A 23929-nucleotide genomic window follows, 5' to 3' on the forward strand; every position below is an offset into this window, starting at 1 on the left:
CACTGCCTTAGCTCTGCACCGCCGCCTGTTGGCGCGCCCTTTCCAGCAATGCGGCCTTCTCTTCTGGGCTCAATGCATCCAGGCGCAAACGTGCCTGGGCCAGTTTCTCCAGTTGGCCGGGACTGTCTTCCTGGGCACGCAGGGCCTGGGCCAGTGCCCCGGGGCTTGGGTGGTCGAACACGATGCCAGGGTGGACTTCGCAGTGCAGCAGTTTGCGAATCCCCGCCACCAACTTGATCACCAGCAGCGAATGGCCGCCAGCGGCAAAGAAGTCGCGGTCGCGGCTCAGGCGTTCGCGGCCCAGCAACTGGGCCATGCGGCTGGCCAGCAGGGCCTCGAGGGCGTCCAGGGGTTCGACGAAGCTGTCGTCTTCTTCGATCAGTTCCAGGCGCTGCAAGGCCTGGCGGTCGACTTTGCCATTGCCCAGGCGGGGCATGTGCTGCACCACTTGGTACTGACGCGGCACCATCACCGCCGGCAAGTGCTCGGTCATGTGTTGCTTGAGGGTTGGCAGCCACTCGGCAGGCGCGTCCTGGCTTGGCAGTACAAAGGCTACCGGCTCATCCTGCGCCAGCAACACCACGGCTTCGCTCACTCCAGGGGCGCGCAGCAGGTGTTGTTCGATCTCTGCCAGTTCGATACGGAACCCACGCACTTTCACCTGATGATCGCGCCGGCCGTACAGCACGATACCGCCCTGGGGCAGGTAGCGGGCCAGGTCGCCGCTGCGGTAGAGGCGTTCGCCAGGGGCAAACGGGCTGTTGATAAACGCTGCGTCGGTCTGCGCCGGATCGTTGAGATAGCCACGGCACAATTGCTGCCCGCCGATATACAGCTCACCCAGTTCACCGCTGGCCAGCAGTTGCTGGTCCTCGCTGAGGATATACAACTGGTTGTTGGGTAGAACCCGAGTCAGGGGAACGCCCAGTTGCTGCAAGTCCTGCGGGCGGATCGCATGCACAGCGACGCCGACGGTAGTTTCGCTGGGGCCATAGTGGTTGAACAGGCGGCAATCGGGGCGCAGGTTGAAGATGCGCTCCACCACCCCCTGGCCGATTGCTTCGCCGCCCAGGATCAGGGTAGCAGGCACTTGCGGCTGCGGCGCCTCGAGCAAGGCGGCGAGATGGGACGGGACGATCTTCAGGCAGTCGATGCCCTGGGTCTGGATGAATGCTGCAAAGGCCTGCGGGTCCTGCATCGTGGCTTCATCAGCGATATGCAAGGTGGCACCGTTGTACAACGCGCCGAACAGGCTGGTATTGCCCAAGTCTGCGGCGACCGTGGAGCCCTGGGCGAAGTGCCGGCAGGCGGCCAGGTCCAGCTCACTGCTAACACCCGCGACATAGTTGAGCAATTGCCGATGCTCCACCACCACGCCCTTGGGCACACCGGTGGTGCCGGAAGTAAACAGCACGTAAGCCGCGTCGTGGCCTTGCAGGTTGGCGCTGGGCCCTTCCGGCAATGGCTGCTGCAGCGGTTGATCGAGGTCCAGCACTGCGCAGCCCAAACCAGCCACCGCCGTGCCCTGGGTGACGAGCAGTTGCGCGCCAGCCTGTTCCACCAGTTGGGCCTGGCGCGCCGCCGGCCAGCTCGGGTCCAGGGGCAGGTAGGCGGCACCTGTGCGCCAGGCGGCGAGAATGGTCTGCACCTGCGCGACACCGCGCGGCAAGGCCAGGGCGACGATGCTCCCCGCGGTCACGCCATGCTCGCACAGGCGGCTGGCCAGTTGACGCACCCCGCCCTCCAGCTCGGCATAGGTCAATGCTTGATCACCCGCGACCAGCGCCACTGCATCCGGGGTGATTTCGGCCCAGTTGCGAATATGCTCGGGCAACAGCACCCGCTCTTCCAGCACTTGCGGCGCTGGGTTCAAGGCCAATAGGCGTTGGCGTTCCGCCTCACCCAAAAGACTCAGGGTGGCGATGGCTGCGTCCGGCTGCGCCAGCAAACTGGCCAGCAGCACTTGATACTGTGCCAGCAGCGTCTGCATCGCGGCCTGGCTGTACACGGCCGCGGCATAGTCCAACGACAGGCCGCAGACGGCACCGCCCTCCTCCACACTGACGGTCAACGCCAGTTCGAACAGCGGCCGACTATCAGCACGGTAGGCGCAGCGCCAGGCGCCGGTGCCCTGCGTGCACGGGGCCGGTTGCTGGCGCACGCCAAAGCCGTGGGTCAGCGGCAGGCCCGCGTCGAGCGGCGCATATTCCTGCCAGGTGCCATGACTGTCCAGCACGCCCGCCAGCTGCGCCAAAACGCTGCTGAACGAGGCCGTCGGCGCCAGGTTGAGGTTCAGCGCCAGGGTTCTTTCCAGCAGGCCCACGGTCGGTGCGAAGAACTCATAGTCCTGGCGCGCGTCATGCCGCAGGCCAGCGACAAACCCTTCGCGGCCGCTGATCCGCGCCAGCAGCACCCACCACGCGGCTTGCAAGAGCGTGGTCACTTGGGTGTCGTGCTGGGTGGCGAGCGAGCCCAGGCGCGCCAACACACTCGGGTCGAGGTCGCTGCTCAAGGACTGGCCTGCAGCGTTGCCCTGCACGGTATTGGCGTAGCGGCCCGGCAAGTCCGGTGCCAGCGCGCCCGCTCCCGGCAGGTAGGCTTGCCAATAGGCTTTGGCAGTGTGCGCGTCTTCGTCCAGCACCACTTCTGCGTGCCATTCCAGGTACTGGGCAAACTGCCCCAGTTCCTCGTCCACACTGCAACTGCCCTGCTCATAGGCTGTGCACAGGTCTTGATAGAGGATCCCCAGGCTCGCCTGATCGCCGACAAAACCCGCCAGGCCCAAGGTCAGTTGCCACTGCTGGGTGTCGATACGCTGCAATAGGCCCTCGAAAAACAGCCCCGACGCCAGGCTCACCGGGCGCTGGCACCACAGCGCCAAGACCTGCGCGGTGTTGCTGGCCTCATCCACCGTCAATGCGTCATTCGCCGCACCGGCATCAAAGAACTGCCGCAGGCCGCGGTAACCGGGGGCGTTCGCCAAACGCGCGGCCAGCGCGGTATGACGCTGACGCAAACGGTTGATAGCCGCCCGCAGGCGTGGCACGTCGAGTGCGCCGCTGATCTGGATCGTCAGCAGGTGCGCGATATCGCCCCAGCTCGCGCCGTCCTGGGCGTCCAGCACCCGCTGTTGCTGTTCCGCGAGCAGCGCCAGGCCTGCATCGTTAAGCGTACTCATGCGTCAGTCCCTTCAGTTTGCATACGTGTGGAGGGCGCTACCGTTTCCAGGTCGCGCCGTTCGATCATTTCGCCCATGGCCACGACGATTTTGCGCGGGCCTTCAAAGGGGTCGCGGGCGTGGGCGGCGAGCATGTTGTCCAGCAGGATCACATCGCCCTTGCGCCAGTCAAAGCGCACCGCGCAGGCCTCGTAGAGTTCGCCCAGTTGCTGCATCACCTCGTCTTCAATCGGGCTGCCGTCGCCGTAATACACGTGGCGCGGCATGCGCTCGGCGCCGAACAGGCCCAGCAGGTCGTCGCGCACGTCGGGGTCCAGGCAGTAGATATGGTGCAGTTGCACCTGGTTGAAGAAGGTTTTTTCGCCGGTGCTCGGGTGAGTGATGATCGCCGGGCACGGGGTGCGGATTTGCAGCTCGTCGTTGTCCAGCCAGGTCCACTGGATGCCGGCCAGGGCGCAGCGCTGCTCGACCTGGGCGCGATCTTCAGTCTTGAAGAAGTGCTGCCAGGACACGTCGAGCTTGTCGGCGAAGGTGCGCACATACAGCAGGCCCTTGCTTTCGAAGGTATCGCGCAACGCCTGCGGTAGGCGCTGGTACATCAGCCGGCAATCGACCACCGGCGTGGCCCCGCCCACGGGCGACGGTTGTTCACAGAAGAACAGTTGCTTGCGCGGCCAACGATCCTGGTGCGAGCTCTCGTTGTGGAACAGGATCATTTTCTTTTCCGGATACGGCGTGGAGCGGTAGGTATTCTTGCCGCCCTCTTTCTTCGGCAAGTCGCCGTACTGGCCGTACAGGCCCGGCTGGACCGCTTCGGCAAAGGCCTCGAAATCGTGGATATCGCGCATGGCAAAGCCACGGAACAGGATCCCCGCGTGCCGCGCGAGTTTCTCTTCGACCAGGGCGCGATTGGCCTGGACCCAGGTCACCAGGTCGAGCCCCGGGTCGTTGGGCTCCATCAGCAACGGGAACACCTGGTCGGCGTTCAACAGTGATTCGCGCATGACCGGCAGCGGCGCCCTGGCCACCGGGTTCGACGGTTTCTTTAGGAACTTGCCCAGCTTGTCGGCCTTCGGGCTGGCAGGAGTGGCAGGAGCAACAGCGGTATTCGACGGCATGATGATGTCCCCTAATCGGATGTCTGGATCCATGACAATCTGTTGAAGAATTCCCATCCAGGCGCTCACTAGTTCGGTGATGCGCTCTTGTTTGAATAAGTCATTGGCGTACTGCCAGGTGCCTTGCCACTGCCCAGCCTCTTCGTCGATAAACAGCGCCATATCGAACTTGGAATAGCCGCCCAGGCTGGGCACCATTTCCACGGCAATGTCCGCCAGGCCCGCGCTGTGCACCGGCAGGTTGTTCATCACAAACAGCACCTGCACCAAGGGGTTGAAGCCCTTGTGACGCGGCACGTTGCTGGCTTCGGCGATCATGTCCAGGGGCAGGTCCTGGTGCTCGAAGGCCGTAAGCGTGGTTTCCCGGGCAGCAGCGAGGAAATCGCTGAACCGCGCCTTGGCGTCGAAGCGCGAACGCAGGGGCAGGATGTTGACGAAGAAACCAATCAGGCCTTCCAGCTCGGCATGCTGACGCCCCGCCACATCGGCGCCCACCAGCAGGTCGTCGCTGGCGGCGAGGCGGTGCAGCAACACCTGGAAGGCGGCCAACAACGTGGTGTAAGGCGTGACACCCTGGCGTGCGGACAGGCTTTTCAGTGCCTCGCCCAACGCCGGCGGCACGCTGAATGACTCGCTGGAGCCCTCGAAGGACGGCATCGGCGGCCGCGCAAAGTCTGTCGGTAGCAGCAGTTGCCCAGAGTGACCGGCCAGGGCGTCCTTCCAGTAGCCGGCCTGTTGCTGCAACACCCCGGCCTGTTCCAACGCCAACTGCCATTGGGCGTAGTCGCTGTATTGCACCGGCAGCGGCGGCAGATCGATGCCACGCCCCTGCTTGAGCGCGGCGTAGTGCTGCACCAGCTCACCGACCAGCACCGCCATCGACCAGCCATCGGAGATGATGTGGTGCATCGAATACAGCAGCACATGTTCATGGGCGCCCAGGCGCAGGATCTGCCCACGGAACAACGGCGCCTGTTCCAGGTTGATCGGGCGCCGAGTGTTGTCGAGGGTGGCCTGGGCGACCTGGGCTTCCTGTTCGATACGGTCCATGTGCGACAGGTCGACCAGAGCGAAGTCCACCGTCACGTCAGGTGCGATCACCGCCAGGGGATCGCCGTCATCGTCGGCGACATAAGCGGTGCGCAGCACCTCATGGCGTTGCACCACGCACTTGAGGCTTTCCATCAGCAACGGCACCGAGACTTCGCCCCGCAAGCGCAACGCCAACGGCATGCCATACGCGCCGTTGCCGGCCGAAAACTGCTCGGCCACCCACAAGCGGCGCTGGGCCAGGGACAAGGGCGCAGTGCTGCGCGGGCCATGGGCGTGCAAGGCGATCTGCGCCGGGGGCGCGGCCGAGCGGCTTGCCAGCAATGCGGCAAAGTCTTCCAGCACCGGGGCATTGAACAGGTCACGCAAACCCGGGCTACTGGTCAGGATGGGCTTGAGCCGCGCGATCACCTGGGTGGCCAGCAGTGAGTGCCCGCCCAACTCGAAGAAGTTGTCGCTCACCCCCACCTGTGCCAGGCCCAGCACCTGTTGCCAGACCTCGGCGATCTGCTGCTCCAGGGTGTTGCGCGGCGCGATGTAGTGCTGCTGCAAGGCACTGGCATCCGGCGCCGGCAACACCTTGCGGTCGAGCTTGCCGTTGGGGGTCAGCGGCAGGCTGTCAAGGAACACCCAATGGCTGGGCACCATGTATTCCGGCAGGTCGCCCTTGAGCTGACGCTTGCAGGCGTCACGTAACGCCTGCTCATCGCTCACCGCGTGCATGGCGACCACGTACGCCACCAACTGCGGATGGCCTGCGACGTCCCGCACCACCACGGCCGCTTCGCGCACCTGTGGTTGCTCCAGCAGTCGCGCTTCGATTTCCCCCAGTTCGATCCGCAACCCACGGATCTTCACCTGGTGATCCACCCGACCGATGTACTCGATCACCCCATCCGCGCGGTAGCGCGCCAGGTCACCGGTGCGATACAGGCGCGCACCGGGAGCGCCGAACGGGTCGGGCAGGAAGCGCTCGGCGGTGAGTGCCGGACGCTGGAAATAACCCCGCGCCAGGCCGTCGCCGCCAATCAACAACTCGCCGGCGACCCCGACTGCTACCGGCGCCAGGTTATCGTCGAGGATAGACAGGCTGGTATTGGCAATCGGCCCGCCGAGCCACGGCTGTGGCTGGGTTGGCGCGAGTGGGTACTGCGCCGACCAGATGGTGGTTTCGGTCGGCCCGTAGAGGTTCCAGACCTGGGGCGATAGCGCCAAAAGGCGGGTCGCCAGTTCCAGGGGCAGCGCTTCGCCGCCGCACAATAGCTTGCAGCCCTTGAGGGCATCCGCCTGGGGGTGATCGAGCAGCATGCGCCATGTGGAAGGCGTGGCTTGCAACACGCTGATGCGCTGCTGTTTGACCAGGGTGAGCAAGGCTTGCGGGTCGAGATTGATGTCCTGCCCGGTCAACACCAGGGTGGCGCCGACCAGCAGCGGCCCGTAGATTTCCAGGCCGAAAATATCGAACGAAAAGGTGGTCAGCGACAGCAACCGATCATGGGCGCCCAGCCCCGGCTGGCGGGCCATGCTGCACACGAAATTGGTCAGGGCGCCATGGCGCACCATCACCCCTTTGGGTTTACCCGTGGAGCCGGAGGTGTAGATCACATAGGCCAGGTGTTCGGCGGTGCTACGCGGCAGCGGGTTTTCCACGCTGTAGCCATCGAGCCACGCACCCGGCTGGTCCAGGGCCAGCGCAGTGACCCCGGCCGGGATCGGCAAGCGCGCGAGCAACGGTGCCTGGGTCAGCAGCAGGGCCAGGCCGCTGTCTTGCATCATGTAGGCCAGGCGATCCTCGGGGTACGCCGGATCCAGCGGGATATAAGCGCCACCGGCCTTGAGAATCGCCAGCAGCCCGACCACCAGGTCGACACTGCGCTGCACCGCGATGCCCACCAGCACATCCGGGCCCACACCGCTTTCGATCAGGCGATGAGCCAGGCGGTTGGCCTGCTGGTTGAGCTGGGCAAAGGTCAGCGATTGGGTATCAAACACCAACGCCAGCGCATCCGGGGTACGGGCAGCCTGGGACTCGATCAAGGAGTGGATGGCACTGTCACGGGGGTAGTCGGCGGCGCTGGCGTTCCAGGTTTGCAGCGCCAGGTGTTGTTCGGCGGCGCTGAGCATCGGCAATTGGCCGATGCGCTGCCGGGGATCATCGACCATGCCCTGCAACAAGGCCTGCCAGTGCCGCGCCATGCGCTCGACGGTCGAAGCGTCAAAGATATCGGTGGCATAGGTGAGCGCCGCCGACAGGCCGTCGGGGCCGTCGAAGGTGTTGAGGGTCAGGTCGAACGGCGCACTGAGGTTTTCCGAGTCGACGGGGGTACACAGCAGCCCCCCCAAGGGTTGGCCATCGGCAAACCGCCCGGCTTCCATCTGGTGGTTGAACATGACCTGGAACAACGGCGTGTGCAGGCTGTTGCGCTCGGGTTGCAGCGCCTCCACCAATTGCTCGAACGGCAGGTCCTGCCAGGTCTGGGCCTCGTGGGCGGCCGCCTTGACGGTTTGCACAAAGTCCGCAAACGGCTGCTGGCTGTCGAGCGTGGCCTGCATCACCTGGGTGTTGACGAAAAAGCCGATGACCCGCTCTGTCTCGGCCCGGTTGCGGTTGGCGGTGGGCACGCCGACCCGGATATCCGACTGGCCGCTGTAGCGGTGCAACAGCACCTGGAACGACGCCAGCAACAGCATGAACGGACTCACCCCTTGCTGCTGCGCCAAGCCTTTGAGGCCGTCGCTCAAGGCGCGGTCCAACGCCAGCGGCAGTGTCGCGCCGCGCTGGTCCGGCGGCGCCAGGCGTGGGCGATCCACCGGTAGCTCAAGCAATACGTGCTCGCTGCCCAGCTTGGCGCACCAATAATCCAGCTGCCGACGCCCTTCCCCGGCCTCCAGCCACTGTCGTTGCCAGGCGGCGTAGTCGGCGTATTGAATGACCGGCGCCGGTAACTCACAGGGCGTACCCGTGACCTGGGCGATGTACAGCGCCAGCAGCTCATCGATCATGATCTGCATCGACCAGCCATCGGTGATGATGTGGTGCAGCGTCAGCACCAGCACATGCTCATCGTCCGCCAGGCGCAACACTGCGGCACGCAGCAGCAGATCATGTTGCAGGTCGAACGGTTGGCTGCTCTGCGCCTGGACAAAGGCCTTGACTGCGGACTCGGGGTCGCCCGCCGCAGCGTCCTCTACCACGAGTTCCAGCGCTTCGATGGGCCGGACAATGCAACGCACCTGCTCATCCTGCTGCACAAAGCCGGCGCGCAAGCCTTCATGGCGCGCCAACAGCTGCGACAGACTGCATTGCAGCGCCTCGACATCCAGTTGGCCCTTTAAACGCAATGCCGCGCAGATGTTATAGGCACTGCCCTGAGGGTCGAACTGCCAGAGAAACCATTGCCGCTGTTGGGCATACGACAGTTGCTGAGGCCCGGTTTCGCTCGCCGGCACAATCGGAAAACGCGCGACGTTGACGCCCTGTTGCTCCAGCTTGCTGAACAGTTGCGCGCGCTTGGGTGCGCTCAAGTCCTTGATGCGCGCCACCAGTTCCGCAGTTTTGTTAAGCATTGCTTTCCTCCAGGTTTTCCTGCTCCAGCTCATCGAGGGCATCGAAGATCAGGTCAAAGTCATCTCCCAGGCCGTCGTCCTGGACCGCGTCGGCCAACGTTTGGGCCAACACCCCAAGGCTGCCCTGGGCATAAAAGTCCTTCACGGCCACGTCCACCCCAAGCACCGCCCGCACCCGGGACAGCATCACCACCACTTGCAGGGAATGCCCACCGAGGTCGAAGAAGTTGTCGCCAAGCCCCACGCGCTCTACCGTGAGCACTTGCTGCCAGATCTCGGCCAGTTGCTGCTCAAGCGGCGTAACCGGCGCCACATAGGCCTGTTGCATCTGGCTGACGTCCGGGGCCGGCAGGGCCTTGCGGTCCAGCTTGCCGTTGGGGGTCAGGGGCATCTGTGGGACAAACACCAGGTGTGTCGGGACCATGTAGTCGGCCAGGTGCTGCTTGAGGCCGGCCTTGATCGACTCGCGCAACGCTGCGTGTTGTTCAGTGCTATCGGTAGCTTCGGCGAGCACCACATAGCCCACCAGTTGTGGCCCGCTGGGGCCGTCCAGGGCCACCACGGCCGCTTCGCGCACCGTGTCCTGGGCCTGGATGCGCGCCTCGATTTCCCCCAGTTCGATACGGAAGCCGCGGATTTTCACCTGGTGGTCCAGGCGTCCGAGGTACTCGATCACCCCTTCGACGCGATAACGCGCCAGGTCGCCGGTGCGGTACAGGCGCTGGCCGGGGGCACCGAATGGGTCTGGCAGGAAGCGCTCGGCAGTCAGGCCCGGGCGCTGGAAGTAGCCGCGCGCCAGGCCATCGCCGCCGATCAACAGCTCGCCGGGCACGCCGACCGGGGCCAGCGCGCCGTCCTGGCTGAGGATGTACAACGCGGTGTTGTCGATGGGCCGGCCCAGCCATGGCTGGCCGTCGAGGCGATGGGCGGCCGACCAGATGGTGGTTTCGGTCGGCCCGTAGAGGTTCCACACCACGCCGCCGAGGGCAAGCATGCGTGCCGCCAGTTCATCGGCCAGGGCTTCGCCACCGCAGAGCAAGGTGCAGCCTTGCAATGCGGCCACCTGCGGGCTGTCGAGCAACATGCGCCAGGTCGAGGGCGTGGCTTGCAGGGTGTTGACGCGCTGGGTCGCGACCGTGGTGAGGATTGCGTCCGGGTCGAGGGTGGTGTCTTTGTCCACCAGCACCGCACAGGCGCCGACGGTCAGCGGCAGGTAAATCTCCAGGCCGAAGATGTCGAACGAGAACGTCGTCAGCGAGAGGATCCGCTCACCCGCCGCAAGCCCCGGTGCGCGGGCCATGCTCGCAATGAAGTTGCCGAGGGCGCCATGGGCCACCATCACGCCTTTGGGCTTGCCGGTGGAACCGGAGGTGTAGATCGCATAGGCCAGGTTGTCCGGCCCCGCCGACGCGGGAGGGTTGTGGCTCGGATAACCGGCGAACCAGCCCGCCTCGCCCTCCAGCACCAGTGCCTGCACGCCGCCCGGAATCGGCAGCGCGCCGAGCAGCGGCGCCTGGGTGATCAGTAAGCCCAGGCCGCTGTCTTGCATCATGTACGCCAGGCGATCGGCCGGGTAAGCCGGGTCCAGCGGCACGTAGGCGCCACCGGCCTTGAGGATCGCCAGCAGGCTGATGATCATCGGCAAGCCACGCTCCACCGCAATCCCCACCAGATGGTCCGGCCCGACACCTTCGGCCAGCAGCCGGTGGGCCAGTTGGTTGGCCTGGCGGTTCAGCTCGCCGTAGGTCAGCGACTGTTGGCCAAATACCAGGGCGACGGCATCGGGCGCGCGCTCGGCCTGGGCCTCGAACAATTGATGAATGCACTGCTCGCGCGGGTATTCCACCGCTGGCGGATTCCATTGCGCGACCACCTGGCGTTGGCGGGCGACGCCTTGCATCGACAAACCACCCAGCGCCAGCTCGGGCTGATCGAGCATGCCCAGCAGCAGGTGACGCAAATGTTCGCTGAGTTCGTCGATGGTGCCGACGCCAAAATGCGCATGGATAAAGCGCATATGCACCGTCAGGGTCTCACCCAGGCTGACCAGCAGGCTCAGCGGGTAGTTGGTCTGCTCGACACTGCGTACCTCACCGAACACCAGCCCCTGGGGCGCACCGCGCTTGAGGGTTTCGGCCACCGGGTAGTTTTCAAACACCAGCAGGCTGTCGAACAGCGCGTCACCGCTGTGCCCGGCCCAGCGCTGGATATCGAACAATGGCGTGTGCTCATGCTCGCGCAGGGCCAGGTTTTGCGCCTGTACGGCGTGCAGCCATTGGCTGACGGTTTGCTCGGCGCGCGGGCTGGCAATCACCGGCAAGGTGTTGATAAACAATCCAACCTGCTGCTCGATACCCGCAAGGTCTGCAGGGCGGCCGGCAACCGTGGCGCCAAAGGCCACGCAGTCCTGCCCGGTATAGCGTTGCAACAGCAGCAGCCACGCGGCTTGCACCAGGGTGTTGGGGGTGACTTTCTGCTGGCGGGCAAACTCGCCCAGACGGCGGGTTTGCTCCACATCCAGCGTCAGGTAATGATCGCCATGGCCACTGCCAAGCGCCGGCCCCGGGGCGCTGACCGCCTGGGCCAGCAAGGTCGGCTCTTCCAGTGCCGCCAGGTTGGCGCTCCAGAACTGTTGGCCGGCCTGTTGATCCTGGCGTTGCAACCAGGCGATGTAATCGCGATAGCGCCCCACCGACGGCGTCGGCACCTGGCCGTCATAGCGTTGCAGCACTTCGCCCAACAGCTGGGAGTTGCTCCAGCCATCCATCAGGATGTGGTGGTGGGTGTAAAGCAGCTCGCTACGACGCTCATCCAGGCGCACCAGCACCAGGCGCAACAGCCCTGGCTGGTTCAACGCAAAGCCCTGGGCCAACTCGGCAGCGGCCAGCGCTTGCAGTGCCGCCGGTTGATCGTTGCGGTCACGCCAGTCGAGCACGCTGAACGGTACTTCAAGCTGCTTGTGCACCACCTGCACCGGCTGCGGCAAACCACCCTGCCAGGCGAAGGCCGTGCGCAGGATCGGGTGAGCATCGACCACCGCCTGCCACGCCGCACGGAAGCGTTCGGGATCGAGGCCATCGATGCCGACCTGCATCTGGTTGACATAATCGCCACCGCCCTGCTCCAGCAGGCTGTGGAACAACATGCCTTGCTGCATGGCTGACAGCGGATAAATGTCCTCGATGGCTGCAGGCACGTCAGCCAGCGTATCTACTTGCACCTGGGTCAACGCCGCCAGCGGGAAGTCCGACGGCGTCACGCCGTGTTCGCCACGGGTCGTGCAATGCTCAATCAGCGCCTTGAGCTCCACGGCCAGGGCATCGGCCAGTGGCTCAATGGTCGCGGCGTCGAACATCTGCTGGCTGAAGGTCCAGCCCAGGCACAGCTCGCCGTCGAACACCTGGCCGTTGAGGGTCAACCAGTTGCCCAGTGGCGCATCCGGGTGCTGTTCCAGCCCGGCGTGTTCACCACTGGGTACGAACAAGGCAGCTTGCCCGCCTTCGAGGCTGCTGTCGAACTGGCCCAGGTAGTTGAAGGTAATACGCGGCACCGGCAGCGCTGCCAGGGTTTGCTGCACGGCAGCGTCGCCCAGGTAACGCAAGGCGCCAAAGCCTACGCCCCGATTGGGAATGGCGCGCAGTTGCTCCTTGACCTGCTTGATCGAATCGCCCAGCGCCTCGGCAGGTGCCAGGCGTACCGGGAACAGGCTGGTGAACCAGCCCACGGTGCGGGTCAGGTCCTGGTTGTCGAACAGCTCTTCACGGCCATGGCCTTCGAGCTGGATCAGCACTTCGTGGCGCCCGGTCCAACGCGTGACAACCCGCGCCAATGCCGTCAGCAGCAGGTCATTGACCTGGGTGCGATAGGCCGCGGGTGCCTCCTGCAACAAACGCCGGGTCAAGTCGGCATCCAGGCGGGTGTCGAGCGTCACACCATCGCGACTGCGCAGGCTGGCACCAGGCTTGGCGCCCGGCAGATGGTTGTCGGTTGCGTGCAGTGATTGCCAGAACGCGATCTCGGTTTGCAGCGCGGGGCTGCGGGCAAGCCCTTGCAGTTGCTCGGCCCAGGTTTTGAACGCGGTGGTCTTGGCCGGCAGGCCCACAGCGGGCTGGCGGTACGCGTCCTGCAGGTCTTGCAGGAGGATGCGCCAGGACACGCCGTCGACCACCAGGTGATGGATGATCACCAGCAGGCGCTGGCTGCCATCGGCCTTATCGAACAATACCGCGCGCAGCAGCGGGCCGTGTTGCAGGTCCAGGCTGGCCTGGGCTTGATCCGCCAGCGCCTGCAGCTCGGTTTCATCGTTGACCCGGTGCTGCCACAGCAGCGCGGGGGTTGACGCCTCGCCGTGGCTGGCGAGCCATTGCTCGCCGTGCTGCTGGAACCTCAGGCGCAACGCATCGTGATGGGCAACCAGCACCTGCAAGGCCTGGGCAAGTCGTGCGCTGTCCAAAGGCTGCTGGGGCGTCAGCAGCACGGACTGGTTCCAGTGCTGACGCTGGGGAATCTCCTCGTCAAAAAAGGCCTGCTGCACCGCCAGCAACGGCATGCCACCGGCCACCGGCCCCTGGTCGATGCTCGGCAAGCCATCGCCGCTGCGGGTTACAGTGGCCAGGCCGTGAATGGTCTGCTGCTCGAACAACGCCTTGGCAGTAAAGTGCAGGCCCGCCTGACGGGCTCGGCTGACCACCTGCATCGACAGGATCGAATCGCCGCCCAGTTCGAAAAAGTTGTCGTTCAACCCCACGCGCGGCAGGTTCAACACCGTTTGCCAGATAGCCGCCAGTTGCTGTTGCAGCGCCGTGACCGGTGCCACGTAATCGTGTTGCAACAAGCTGGCGTCCGGCGCTGGCAGGGCCTTGCGGTCGAGTTTGCCATTGGGGGTCAGCGGCAAGTGGTCGAGCAGCATCCAGTAGGTGGGCACCATGTAGTCCGGCATGCTCGCCTTGAGACTGGCCTTGAGCCGCTCGCGCAAGGCCGGCTCGGCCTGCGCCGGCACGATATAGGCCACCAGTTGCTGGGCGCTTGCGCCCTGATGGGCCAGCACCACTGCGTCACGGACACCCGGTTGTTGCAGCAGCCGCGATTCGATTTCGCCGAGCTCGATACGGAACCCACGGATCTTCACCTGATGGTCGATCCGCCCGCAGTAATGCACCACGCCCGCTGCGTCCCGGCGCGCCAGGTCGCCGCTGCGGTACACGCGGCTGCCAGCCACGGCGGCGAATGGGTCGGGAATGAAGCGCTCGGCAGTCAGCGCCGGACGCTGGTGATAACCCTGGGCCAAGCCCTCGCACGCGGCAATGCACAACTCACCGACCACGTCATCGGGCAGCGGGTTGGCGTCGCGATCCAACACATACAGCGCCCGCCCCGGCAAGGCACGGCCAATCGGCACGCCATTGGCCGCGTCGGCATCCATCCGTTGGCACAAGTGGGTGCTGGATACCACCGTGGCTTCGGTCGGGCCATAGGTGTTGAGCAAGCGCACGCTGCCAAGGCCGGCGGCGTGCCAGAGCTTGAGGCCTTCCACCGACATTGCTTCGCCACCGACATGCACCTGGCGCAATTGCCCGCGACTGCGCTGCGGGTCCGCTGCCCAGTCCTGGGCCAGCAGGAACCAGTACGCCGCCGGCAAGTCGGCCAGGGTCACACCGTGCTCGATGATCTGCTCGTACAGGGTCGCGGTGTCCCAGGTGTCGTCACCGCGCAGCACCAGGCAGGCGCCTTCGCACAACGGTGGGAAGCATTGCTCGACAAACCCGTCGAAGCTGAACGTGGCGAACTGCAGCACCCGCTCCTGCGGGGTGAGTTGCGAGTATTCGGCGGCGATCGTGCAGAACTCGCGCAGCGCGCCATGGGCGATGGACACGCCCTTGGGCTGCCCGGTAGAGCCGGAGGTGTAGATCACGTAGGCCAGGTGCTCGGCCAGCGCCAGGTTGACGAGGTTGGTACACGGGTAGTCGCGCTCCGAACCGTCGAGCAGCAGGCATGGCACGCGGGCATCGGCCAGGGCATCGTCGAGCACACCAGGCTGGCGCAGCAGCAAGTCCATGGCGCTGTCATCAATCATGTAGGCCAGGCGCTGGGCCGGGTAATCAGGGTCCAGCGGCACATAGGCGGCACCCGCCTTGAGGATCGCCAGCAGGCTGGCAATCATCGCCGCACCGCGACGCACCGCCAGCCCGACTCGCTGGCCAGGCATCACACCCTGCTCGCGCAGGCGGTGGGCCAGGCGGTTGGCGCGTTGGTTGAGTTCGGTGTAGGTCCAACGCTCGTCACCGCTGATCAAGGCCAGGGCATCCGGGGTCGCCGCGGCACGCCGTTCAATACGCTGGTGCGCCAGCAGTGGGTCGAGTGCCGGCTGCACTGCGCCTTGCTCCAAGGCTGGATCGCGCAGGCTCAGGTTGCCCAATGCCTGGCCGTTATCTTCGACAAACTGTTCAAGCAATTGCAGCAGACTCGTGCCGATAGCGTGTATCTGTTGCGGGCTGAAGTCGGCCTGGGCGTAGCTGAAATCCAGGCTCAGGGTTTCACCCAACTCGATGCCCAGGGTCAGCGGATAGCTGGTCTGTTCATGGTTGTGCAGCCCGCTGAAGCTCAAGCCGGCAGGAGCACCGGCTTGCAGCGCCTGGGACACCGGGTAGTTTTCGAACACCAGCAAGGTGTCGAACAGTGCGCTGCCGGGCTGCCCGGCCCAGCGCTGAATGTCGTACAGCGGCGTGTGCTCGTGCTCACGCAGGGCCACGCTGTGCGCCTGCACCTGTTGCAGCCAGTTGGCGACGCTATGGGTGGCATCCGGGCTGCAAATGATCGGCAATGTATTGATAAACAGCCCGACTTGCTGTTCGATCCCCGGCAAATGGGCCGGACGCCCGGCCACCGTCGCGCCAAAGGCCACGCTTGGCTGGCCGCAATAACGTTGCAGCAAAATCGCCCATGCCGCTTGCAGCAGGGTGTTGAAGGTGACTTTGTTGTGCCGGGCAAACGCCCCGAGGCGCGCCGTGGTGTGGGTATCCAGCAGCAGGTGGTGACTGGCATGGCCGCTGCCTGAGCGCGGCGCCGGCAAAGCGTTGGCCAGCAGGGTCGGCGCGGCCAGCGCTTGCAGGTGCGCGCTCCAGAACTGTTCACTGGCGCGGGCGTCCTGGGCCAGCAGCCAGCCCACATAGTCGGCATAACGCCCGCTGACCGGCGCAGGCACGTGCCCTGCGTAACGTTGCAGGACTTCCCCAAGCAACTGCGCGTTGCTCCAGCCATCCATCAGGATGTGATGGCTGGTGTAGATCAGCTCATAACGCTGGCCCGCCAGCGGTACCAACACCAGGCGCAACAACGGCGCCTGATGCAGATCGAAGCCTTGTTTGCGTTGTTCGAGGGCCAATCGGTCGAGGTCGTCGGGGGCCTGGTCCAGCACCTTCAGCGGCAGTTGCACCGAGCGCTGGATCGCTTGCAACGCCTGCGCCTGGCCTTCCCAGACGAAGCGCGCGCGCAATACTTCATGGCGCTCCAGCACCGCTTGCCAGCATTGGCCAAACCGCTCCACGTCCAGGCCATCGATGGTCAGGCGCAGTTGGTTGATATAGGCGTCGCCACCGGCGTCGTAGGCGCTGTGGAACAGCATGCCCTGCTGCATCGGCGACAGCGGATAGAGGTCCTCGATCTGCGCCAGGGGCAGGCCCAGGCCTTCCAGTTGCGCCTGGTCGAGGCTGACCAGGGGAAAGTCCGAAGGTGTGGCGCCGCCCTGTTGTGGATCGAGGCAATGTTCGATCAACTCGTGCAAGGTCTGGGCGCAGTGGTCCACCAGGGCTTGAATGGTCTGGCGACGATAGACTTCGCCACTGAAGCTCCAGTCCAGTTCCAGCTCGCCAGCGTATACCCGCCCTTCCACGCTCAGCCAGTTGGCCAGGGGCGCCTCCAGGCTCTGGGCCTGACCGCCGCCTTCGCTGGCCGGCACGAACAGCGCATCCTCGCCAAACTGCTGGTCGAACTGCCCCAGGTAATTGAAGGTGATCCGTGGCTGGGCCAGCGCCGCCAACTCGTCAGCCGCAGCGCCGTAGCGCAGCACGCCGTAGCCAATGCCCTTGTGGGGCACCTTGCGCAATTGCTCCTTGATCGCCTTGAGCGTGTCGCCCAGCTCGCCACTGGGGGTCAGGCGCAATGGATACAGGCTGGTGAACCAACCCAGGGTGCGGGTCAGGTCGATATCGTCGAACAGTTCTTCGCGACCGTGGCCTTCCAGTTGGATCAGCGCCGAGGGTTGGCCGGTCCATTGGCAGACCGTGCGCGCCAGGGCTGCCAGCAGCAGGTCGTTGACCTGGGTGCGGTAGGCCGCAGGCGCCTGTTGCAGCAGTTGCCGGGTCTGTTCGCGGCCCAGGCGCAGGCGGATATGCTCAGCCACTGCCTGGGTTTGCCGGCCTTGCGGGTTATCCCGAGGCAAGTCGGTTGCCACGCCCTGCAATTGCTCGCGCCAGTACGGCAACTCGGCCAGCAGCGCCGGGCTGCGGCTGTAGTCGTCCAAGCGCGCGGCCCACTGCTGGTAGGCACTGGTCTTGTGCGCCGACACCAGGGGTTCGCCGGCCACGCCTTGGGCGTAACCGCGCTGCAGATCTTCCAGCAGCACACGCCAGGACACCCCATCCACCACCAAGTGATGCAGCACCAGCAACAGGCGCTGGCTGCCGTCGGCCATGTCCACCAGCATGGCCCGCATCAATGGGCCGCGTTGCAGATCCAGGCTGGCCTGGGCGAGATCACATTGCTCACGCAAGGCCTCGACGCTGGCGGCCTGGCGCTGCCACAAATCCACCGTGGCCGATTCCGCGTGCGCCTGCTCCCAGCCTTCCCCGCGCTCGACGAAACGCAGGCGCAAGGCATCGTGCTGGGCCACCAGTGCCTGCAACGCGGCCGCCAGTGCCGCGACGTTGACCGGCTGCCGGGGGGTGAGCAGCAGCGACTGGTTCCAGTGCTGGCGAGCCGGAATATCCTGGGCAAAGAACCATTGTTGGACCGGGGTCAGCAACACCGGGCCCTGGGCCGGCCCTTGCTCGATGGTCAGCGTCGACACTTCGCCGGCGGCAGCGGCCAGGCTGCGCAGGGTCTGGTGGCGGAACAGGTCGCTGGGCGCCAGTTGCAGGCCGGCCTGACGGGCGCGGCTGACCACCTGGATCGACACGATGGAGTCGCCGCCCAACTCGAAAAAGTTGTCATCCAGGCCGATCTGCGGCAGCCCCAGAATGTCCTGCCAGATCCCGGCCAGCAGCAACTGCCGGGGCTCCTGAGGCGCACTGAACGCCTGCACCTTGGCCTCGCCGGCCCGTGGCAAGGCCTTGCGGTCCAGCTTGCCGTTGGGGGTCACGGGGAATTGCGCCAAGGCCATGATCACCGTGGGCAGCATGTATTCGGGCAGGGTTTCGGCCAGGTGCGCGCGCAAGGTTTGTTCGAACGCGGCTTGATCCTGCGGCATGGCCGCCGGCACCACATAGGCCACCAGCAACCGGCCATCCTGGGCGATCACCAGCGCTTCCTTGATCTGCGGGTGGCTGAGCAGACGTGCCTCGATTTCCCCCAGTTCAATACGCAGGCCGCGGATCTTCACCTGATGGTCAATGCGCCCGACGTATTCGATGACGCCGTCAGGGCGGTAACGGGTCAGGTCGCCGGTGCGATACAGGCGCTCGCCGGTGGTGGAAAATGGGTTGGGTACATACTTTTCGGCGGTCAAGGCTGGCTGGCCGAGATAACCCCGGGTGATCCCGGCACCGGCCAGGTGCAACTCGGCAGCGGACCCGGTGGGTACGGGCTGCAAGTCGGCATCGAGGATGTAACCCTGGGTGTTGCTCAACGGTCGGCCAATGCACGGCTGGCCCCCGGCTTCGCGGGGCGTCCAGGTGGAATAGGTGGTGTCTTCGGAGGGGCCGTACAGGTCATAGACCTGTTTGATCGACGGCTGCTGATAGAGGCTATCGACCAGCGACTGCTTCAGTGGCTCACCCGCGAGGTTGATGATGCGCACGCTCTCGGGGATCTGCCCGGCACGCTGCAAGGCATTGATCGCCGACGGCACGGTGTTGATCAGGCGCACCTGGTCGCGGGCCGGCAAGTCCGGCAGCTCCAGGGCATTGCGCGCGAGGATCAGCGAGCCGCCGTTGGCCAGGGTGACGAAAATTTCCCACACTGACAGGTCGAAACACACTGAGGTCGAGGCCAGCACGCCCTGGATATCTTCACGGCTGTAGACCTGCTGCGACCAGTGAATCAGCGCCAGTACGTTACCATGGGCAATCGCCACGCCCTTGGGCTTGCCGGTGGACCCGGAGGTGTAGATCACGTAGGCCAGGTTGTCGGGCTCGACCTGCGTGACGGGTGCCGTCAGCGGGTAGTCGGCCAGGTCATCCATCAACAGCACCTGGGCCTGGGTCTCGGGCAAGTCTGCGAGCAGCTCGGCCTCGGTCAGCAGCACCTGGGCGCGGCTGTCTTCGAGCATGTAGGCGACGCGGTCGGCGGGGTAATCCGGGTCCAGCGGCACATAGGCGCCACCGGCCTTGAGCACGCCAAGCAAGGCGATGATCAAGGCGTCGGAACGCTGCATGGCCACGCCGACCCGCACTTCGGGGCCCACGCCCAGCTCGATCAGTTTGTGGGCCAGTTGATTGGCCTGGCGGTCCAGTTGGCGATAGCTCAGGGTCTTGGCGCCATAGGTCAGGGCCAGGGCGTCGGGCTGGCGCTCCACCTGCTCGGCGATCAGTCGATGAATACTGCGCTGTTGCGGGTACTCAGAGGCGGTGGCGTTCCAGTCATGAATCTGCTGCTGGTAGTCTGCGGCATCCAGCATGGGCAACTCGGCCACACGCTGCTGCACGTTGTCGACCATGCCGCCCAGTATGTGAATCCAATGACGGGCCATGCGCTCGATGGTGGCGGATGTGAACAGGTCTGTGGCAAAGGTCAGCGCGGCGCGCAGGGTGCCACCCTGCTCCCAGGTGTCGAGGCTCAGGTCGAATTGGGTGGTGCGGCTTTGCCACTCCACCAGGCTCAGGGATAGGCCGGACTCCAGCACCAACGCCTCAAGATCAGCCACTTGCGGCTGGTGGTTGTACAGCACCTGGAACAGCGGCGTGTGGCTCAGGCTGCGCTCTGGTTTGAGGGCCTCGACCAGGCGTTCGAACGGCAGGTCCTGGTGGGCCAGGGCACCATTGACCACGTCCTTGAGTACCTGCAGCAAGTCGCTGGCCCGCGCCTGCCCATCGACGTGCGCCGCCATGACCTGGGTGTTGACGAACAGGCCGATCAAGCCTTCGGTTTCACCCCGGTGCCGGTTGGCAATCGGCACGCCCACCCGCAGGTCGGTCTGGCCGGTGTAGCGAAACAGCAGGATCTTGAAGGCGGCCAGCAACACCGTGAACAACGACACGTTCTGCTGGCGCGCCAGCAAGCGCGCGCCTTCGGCCAATTGAGCCGGCACCGCGAACTCAAAACGCTGGCCCTGATGACTGGCCACGGCTGGACGCGCAAAGTCCAGGGGCAACTCCAGCACCGGGTGCTCATCGCCCAGTTGCTCGCGCCAGTAATCCAGTTGTCGCGCTTGCTCCCCGGCTTCCAGCCAGCGGCGCTGCCACAGGGCGTAGTCGCTGTACTGGATCGGCAGGGCCGGCAATTGCGGCGACTGCTGGCGTTCAAAGGCGTCATAGCAACGGATGAACTCGTCGATCAGCACGTTCATCGACCAGCCGTCCGAGACGATGTGATGCAGGGTCAACAGCAACACATGCTCCTGCTCGGCAAGCTTGAGCAATTGCACACGCAGCAACGGGCCGGTGGCCAGGTCGAAGGGCTGCAACGATTGCGCGGTGGCGGCGGCCATCACCGCCTGTTCGCGCTCGGCCGGCGGCAAGTTGCAAAGATCCAGAGGTTCGATCGCCAGCGCAGGCTCGCAGGGCACTTGCAACAGGCGCTCATCGGCCTGGCGCTGGAACACCGTGCGCAGGGTTTCATGTCGCGTGATAAGGCTGGCAAACGCCTGCTCGATCGCCGCCAGGCTCAAACGCCCCTTCAGACGCACCGCTCCCGGCAGGTTGTAGGCGGCGCTGGCCGGATCCAATTGCCACAGAAACCACATCCGCTGCTGGGCGTAGGACAACACCTGGCGATCCTCGGCCTCGACCTGGGCCGGAATCGGAAAACGCGAGAAGTCGATCCCTTCTTTTTGCAGCGCCTGGAGGAACATCTGGCGTTTTTCCAGGGGCAACCCGATAAACCGGCGAGCAAGTTTCAAGGAGTCTTCAGCGTTCATTTCTTGGGATCCGGAGCAATAGGCAGGAAGCACAAAGGCACGTCGTCCCTATAAAACGAATCCAGACGGGAAAAATTAGCGCAGGCGGGTGCAGTCATCAGGCGTTACATCAAAGCCGGGAGAAGTCCGCAAAGCGGTCCTATCATTGACGCACAACCGTATTTGCAACTACATTTAGTTACACGCAGGGAACGCCGTGTCCAAAAATGAAAAGCTGCTCGCCAAACTGCTCAACCTGCAGATGGCATTCACCTGGCCTGAGCTCGTCACATTGCTGGGCTGGCTGGGTTATCGACAAATCGAAGGGGCTGGGAGCCGCGTCAAGTTCGACATCGGCGACCCGAGTGCAATGATCACCTTGCACAAGCCCCACCCTGGCAATGAGCTGAAACACTACATTCGGCGCCAGATCATTGAACAGTTGGAATCAGGAGGCTTGCTTCAATGAGCAACCAGTTGAAATACAAAGGCTACATCGGCTCCATAGAAGCCAGCGTCGAGGACAATTGCCTGTTCGGCAAGTTGCTGTTTATCCGCGCCCTGGTCAGCTACGAAGGCCAGACCGTGGCCCAGTTGGAAGCCGCCTTTCGCGAGGCGGTGGAGGATTACCTGACTACGTGCCAGACCTTGGGCCAGGCACCAGAAAAGCCCTGCAAAGGCTCATTCAATGTACGGGTCGGCCATGATCTGCACCTGGCCGCAGCCCTGGCGGCGACGCAGAAAAAGGTCACGCTCAACGACCTGACGCGCCAGGCCTTGAACGAGTTCCTGCGTCATCATGCGGCAGACAGTCACCCCGCCCTGGGGTGACTTAGCCCAGGCGGCGGTAGCCCAGCACGGCGGCCGCCAGCACCACCGCCCCGGCCACCAGCGCCACCCAGAACCCGCTGGGGGCGCCGAATTGATCGATCATCCAGCCGGAACTTGCCGCACCGATGGCCACGCCGATGCTCAGGCCGGTGATCAGCCAAGTCATGCCTTCGGTCAAGCGGCTGGGGGGGACGACCTGCTCCACCAGCGCCATGGACACAATCAGCGTCGGCGCAAAAAACAGCCCGGACACAAACACCGCCAGCGCCAGCCCCAGGATATCCCCCACCCACAACAACGGCAGCGTGGTCAACGCCGTGGCCAGGCCACAGAGCAGGAACTGCCGGGGCAACGGCATGTGCAATTTCAATGCACCAAAGGCCAGCCCCGCCAGGCACGAGCCAATGGCATACACCGACAGCACAATACTCGCGGCTGCCGGTTGGCCCTGATGCTGGGCGAACGCTACGCTGACCACGTCCACCACACCGACGATGGTGCCCATGGCCATCAGCAGGATCATCAGCACCAATACCGAAGGCTGGGTAATCAACCAGCGGCCCTGCTGCTCAAGCTGAGCGTGAATAGCCGGTTCAGTCTGTTTTTGCAGGACGAAGGTGCTCACGCCGACCGCCAGCAAGATCGCCCCCACCAGCGGACCGGCTTCGGGAAACAGCAGCACGCACAGCCCTACCGATATCGGTGGCCCAAGGATAAAGCACACCTCGTCCAGCACCGACTCCAGGGCAAAGGCGGTTTGCAAGCGGGGCTGGCCACGGTAGATCTCGGTCCAGCGCGCACGCACCATGGCCGACATATTGGGCATGCAACCGGCCAGGGCGGCGAAGATAAACAGCGTCCAGTCCGGTGCCTGCAAGCGGGTACACAACAACAGCATCAACAGCGCGCCCCCGCCAATCATGGCCGCCACCGGCAATACGCGGCCCTGGCCGTAACGGTCTACCAGCCGTGAAACCTGCGGCGCGCAAAACGCCGTAGCCAAGGCAAAGGTGGCCGCCACTGCGCCCGCCAGCCCATAACCACCGCGGACCTGGGACAACATGGTGATCAACCCGATACCGGTCATGGAAATCGGCATGCGCGCGAGCATGCCGGCCGATACAAAAGCCCTGGAACCTGGCGCCTGAAACAGCTCGGCGTAGGGGTTTGCCATGGTGCGTGTCCTCTTGCTGGGAGCCCTGGAGCTTGCCATTCAAGGCAATCCGGGCGAAATATATACGGTGCGTATGTGACAAATCATGAGTAACATACGCAGCGTATGTCAACTACCCACCTGACCAGGACGAGCATTTTCCATGAGCCGAGCCCGCGCCGAGATGATCGAAGAAACCCGCGCCCGCTTGCTAGCCAGCGCCCGCCACGCTTTTGCGACCCAAGGCTTTGCCCATACCTCCATGGACGATTTCACCGCGCGCGCCGGCCTCACGCGGGGGGCGCTGTACCATCATTTTGGCGACAAAAAAGGCTTACTGGCAGCGGTGGTCGCGCAACTCGACAGCGAAATGGATGAGCACCTGCAACAAATTAGCGCCCAGGCCGCAAACCCCTGGGAGGGTTTTTGCGAACGCTGTCGCGCGTATTTGCGCATGGCCCAGGATCCGGAAATCCAGCGCATTGTGCTGCAAGATGCGCCGGCAGTGCTGGGTGCTGACGTCGGCGCCCAACAGCAATGCATCGACTCACTGCGTCGGCTGCTGGAGGGATTGATGCAGGTCGGATTGATTGAACAGGCCCCCAGCCTGGCGCTGGCCCGATTGATCAATGGCAGCCTGGTGGATACGGCGCAATGGATTGCCCATGCCGAACGCCCGGATGAATGCCTGGAGCAAGCGCTGCAAGGCTTGGATTTGCTGCTTCGGGGGCTGAAGCCTGTGGCCTGAGCCCCTAGCCTGTTGT

The 23929-nt window shown here is 64.6% G+C and carries 7 protein-coding genes; 3 read left to right on the forward strand and 4 right to left on the reverse strand.

Annotation, left to right across the window (positions count from 1 at the left end; genetic code table 11):
• Nucleotides 1-7: 7 nt before the first annotated feature.
• From HKK57_RS26575 to HKK57_RS26585, 3 genes are read right to left on the reverse strand one after another with little or no spacing between them, the layout of a single operon-like run.
• The gene (locus HKK57_RS26575; protein WP_169391142.1) at nucleotides 8-3178 is read right to left on the reverse strand and encodes a non-ribosomal peptide synthetase; all 3171 of its coding nucleotides are present in this window, start codon (nucleotides 3176-3178) and stop codon (nucleotides 8-10) included.
• Nucleotides 3175-8913: a non-ribosomal peptide synthetase gene (locus tag HKK57_RS26580; protein WP_237150416.1), complete on the reverse strand. Its 5739-nt coding sequence runs from the start codon at nucleotides 8911-8913 to the stop codon at nucleotides 3175-3177. The genes HKK57_RS26575 and HKK57_RS26580 overlap by 4 nt, the downstream gene beginning before the upstream one ends.
• Entirely contained in the window at nucleotides 8906-21202 is a 12297-nt protein-coding gene (locus tag HKK57_RS26585) for a non-ribosomal peptide synthase/polyketide synthase (RefSeq protein WP_169391144.1), read from the reverse strand. The genes HKK57_RS26580 and HKK57_RS26585 overlap by 8 nt, the downstream gene beginning before the upstream one ends.
• A gap of 196 nt (nucleotides 21203-21398) precedes the next feature.
• Here HKK57_RS26585 and HKK57_RS26590 point away from each other — a divergent pair, with 196 nt between their 5' ends.
• Together HKK57_RS26590 and HKK57_RS26595 are read left to right on the forward strand one after the other, a co-directional pair.
• Entirely contained in the window at nucleotides 21399-21650 is a 252-nt protein-coding gene (locus HKK57_RS26590; protein ID WP_029293161.1) for a type II toxin-antitoxin system HicA family toxin, read from the forward strand.
• Nucleotides 21647-22012: a type II toxin-antitoxin system HicB family antitoxin gene (locus HKK57_RS26595; RefSeq protein ID WP_070995596.1), complete on the forward strand. Its 366-nt coding sequence runs from the start codon at nucleotides 21647-21649 to the stop codon at nucleotides 22010-22012. The genes HKK57_RS26590 and HKK57_RS26595 overlap by 4 nt, the downstream gene beginning before the upstream one ends.
• Nucleotide 22013: 1 nt before the next feature.
• Here HKK57_RS26595 and HKK57_RS26600 read toward each other — a convergent pair whose 3' ends face one another.
• Nucleotides 22014-23186 (reverse strand): MFS transporter, encoded by a 1173-nt coding sequence (locus tag HKK57_RS26600; protein ID WP_169391145.1) that lies wholly within the window; start codon nucleotides 23184-23186, stop codon nucleotides 22014-22016.
• A gap of 142 nt (nucleotides 23187-23328) precedes the next feature.
• On the opposite strand from HKK57_RS26600, the gene HKK57_RS26605 reads away from it, so the two are divergent.
• On the forward strand, nucleotides 23329-23913 hold the full coding sequence (locus HKK57_RS26605; RefSeq protein ID WP_070995594.1) for a TetR/AcrR family transcriptional regulator: 585 nt from the start codon (nucleotides 23329-23331) through the stop codon (nucleotides 23911-23913).
• Nucleotides 23914-23929: the final 16 nt, after the last annotated feature.

It is taken from the genome of Pseudomonas sp. ADAK21, assembly GCF_012935735.1.
Classification (GTDB): domain Bacteria; phylum Pseudomonadota; class Gammaproteobacteria; order Pseudomonadales; family Pseudomonadaceae; genus Aquipseudomonas; species Aquipseudomonas proteolytica.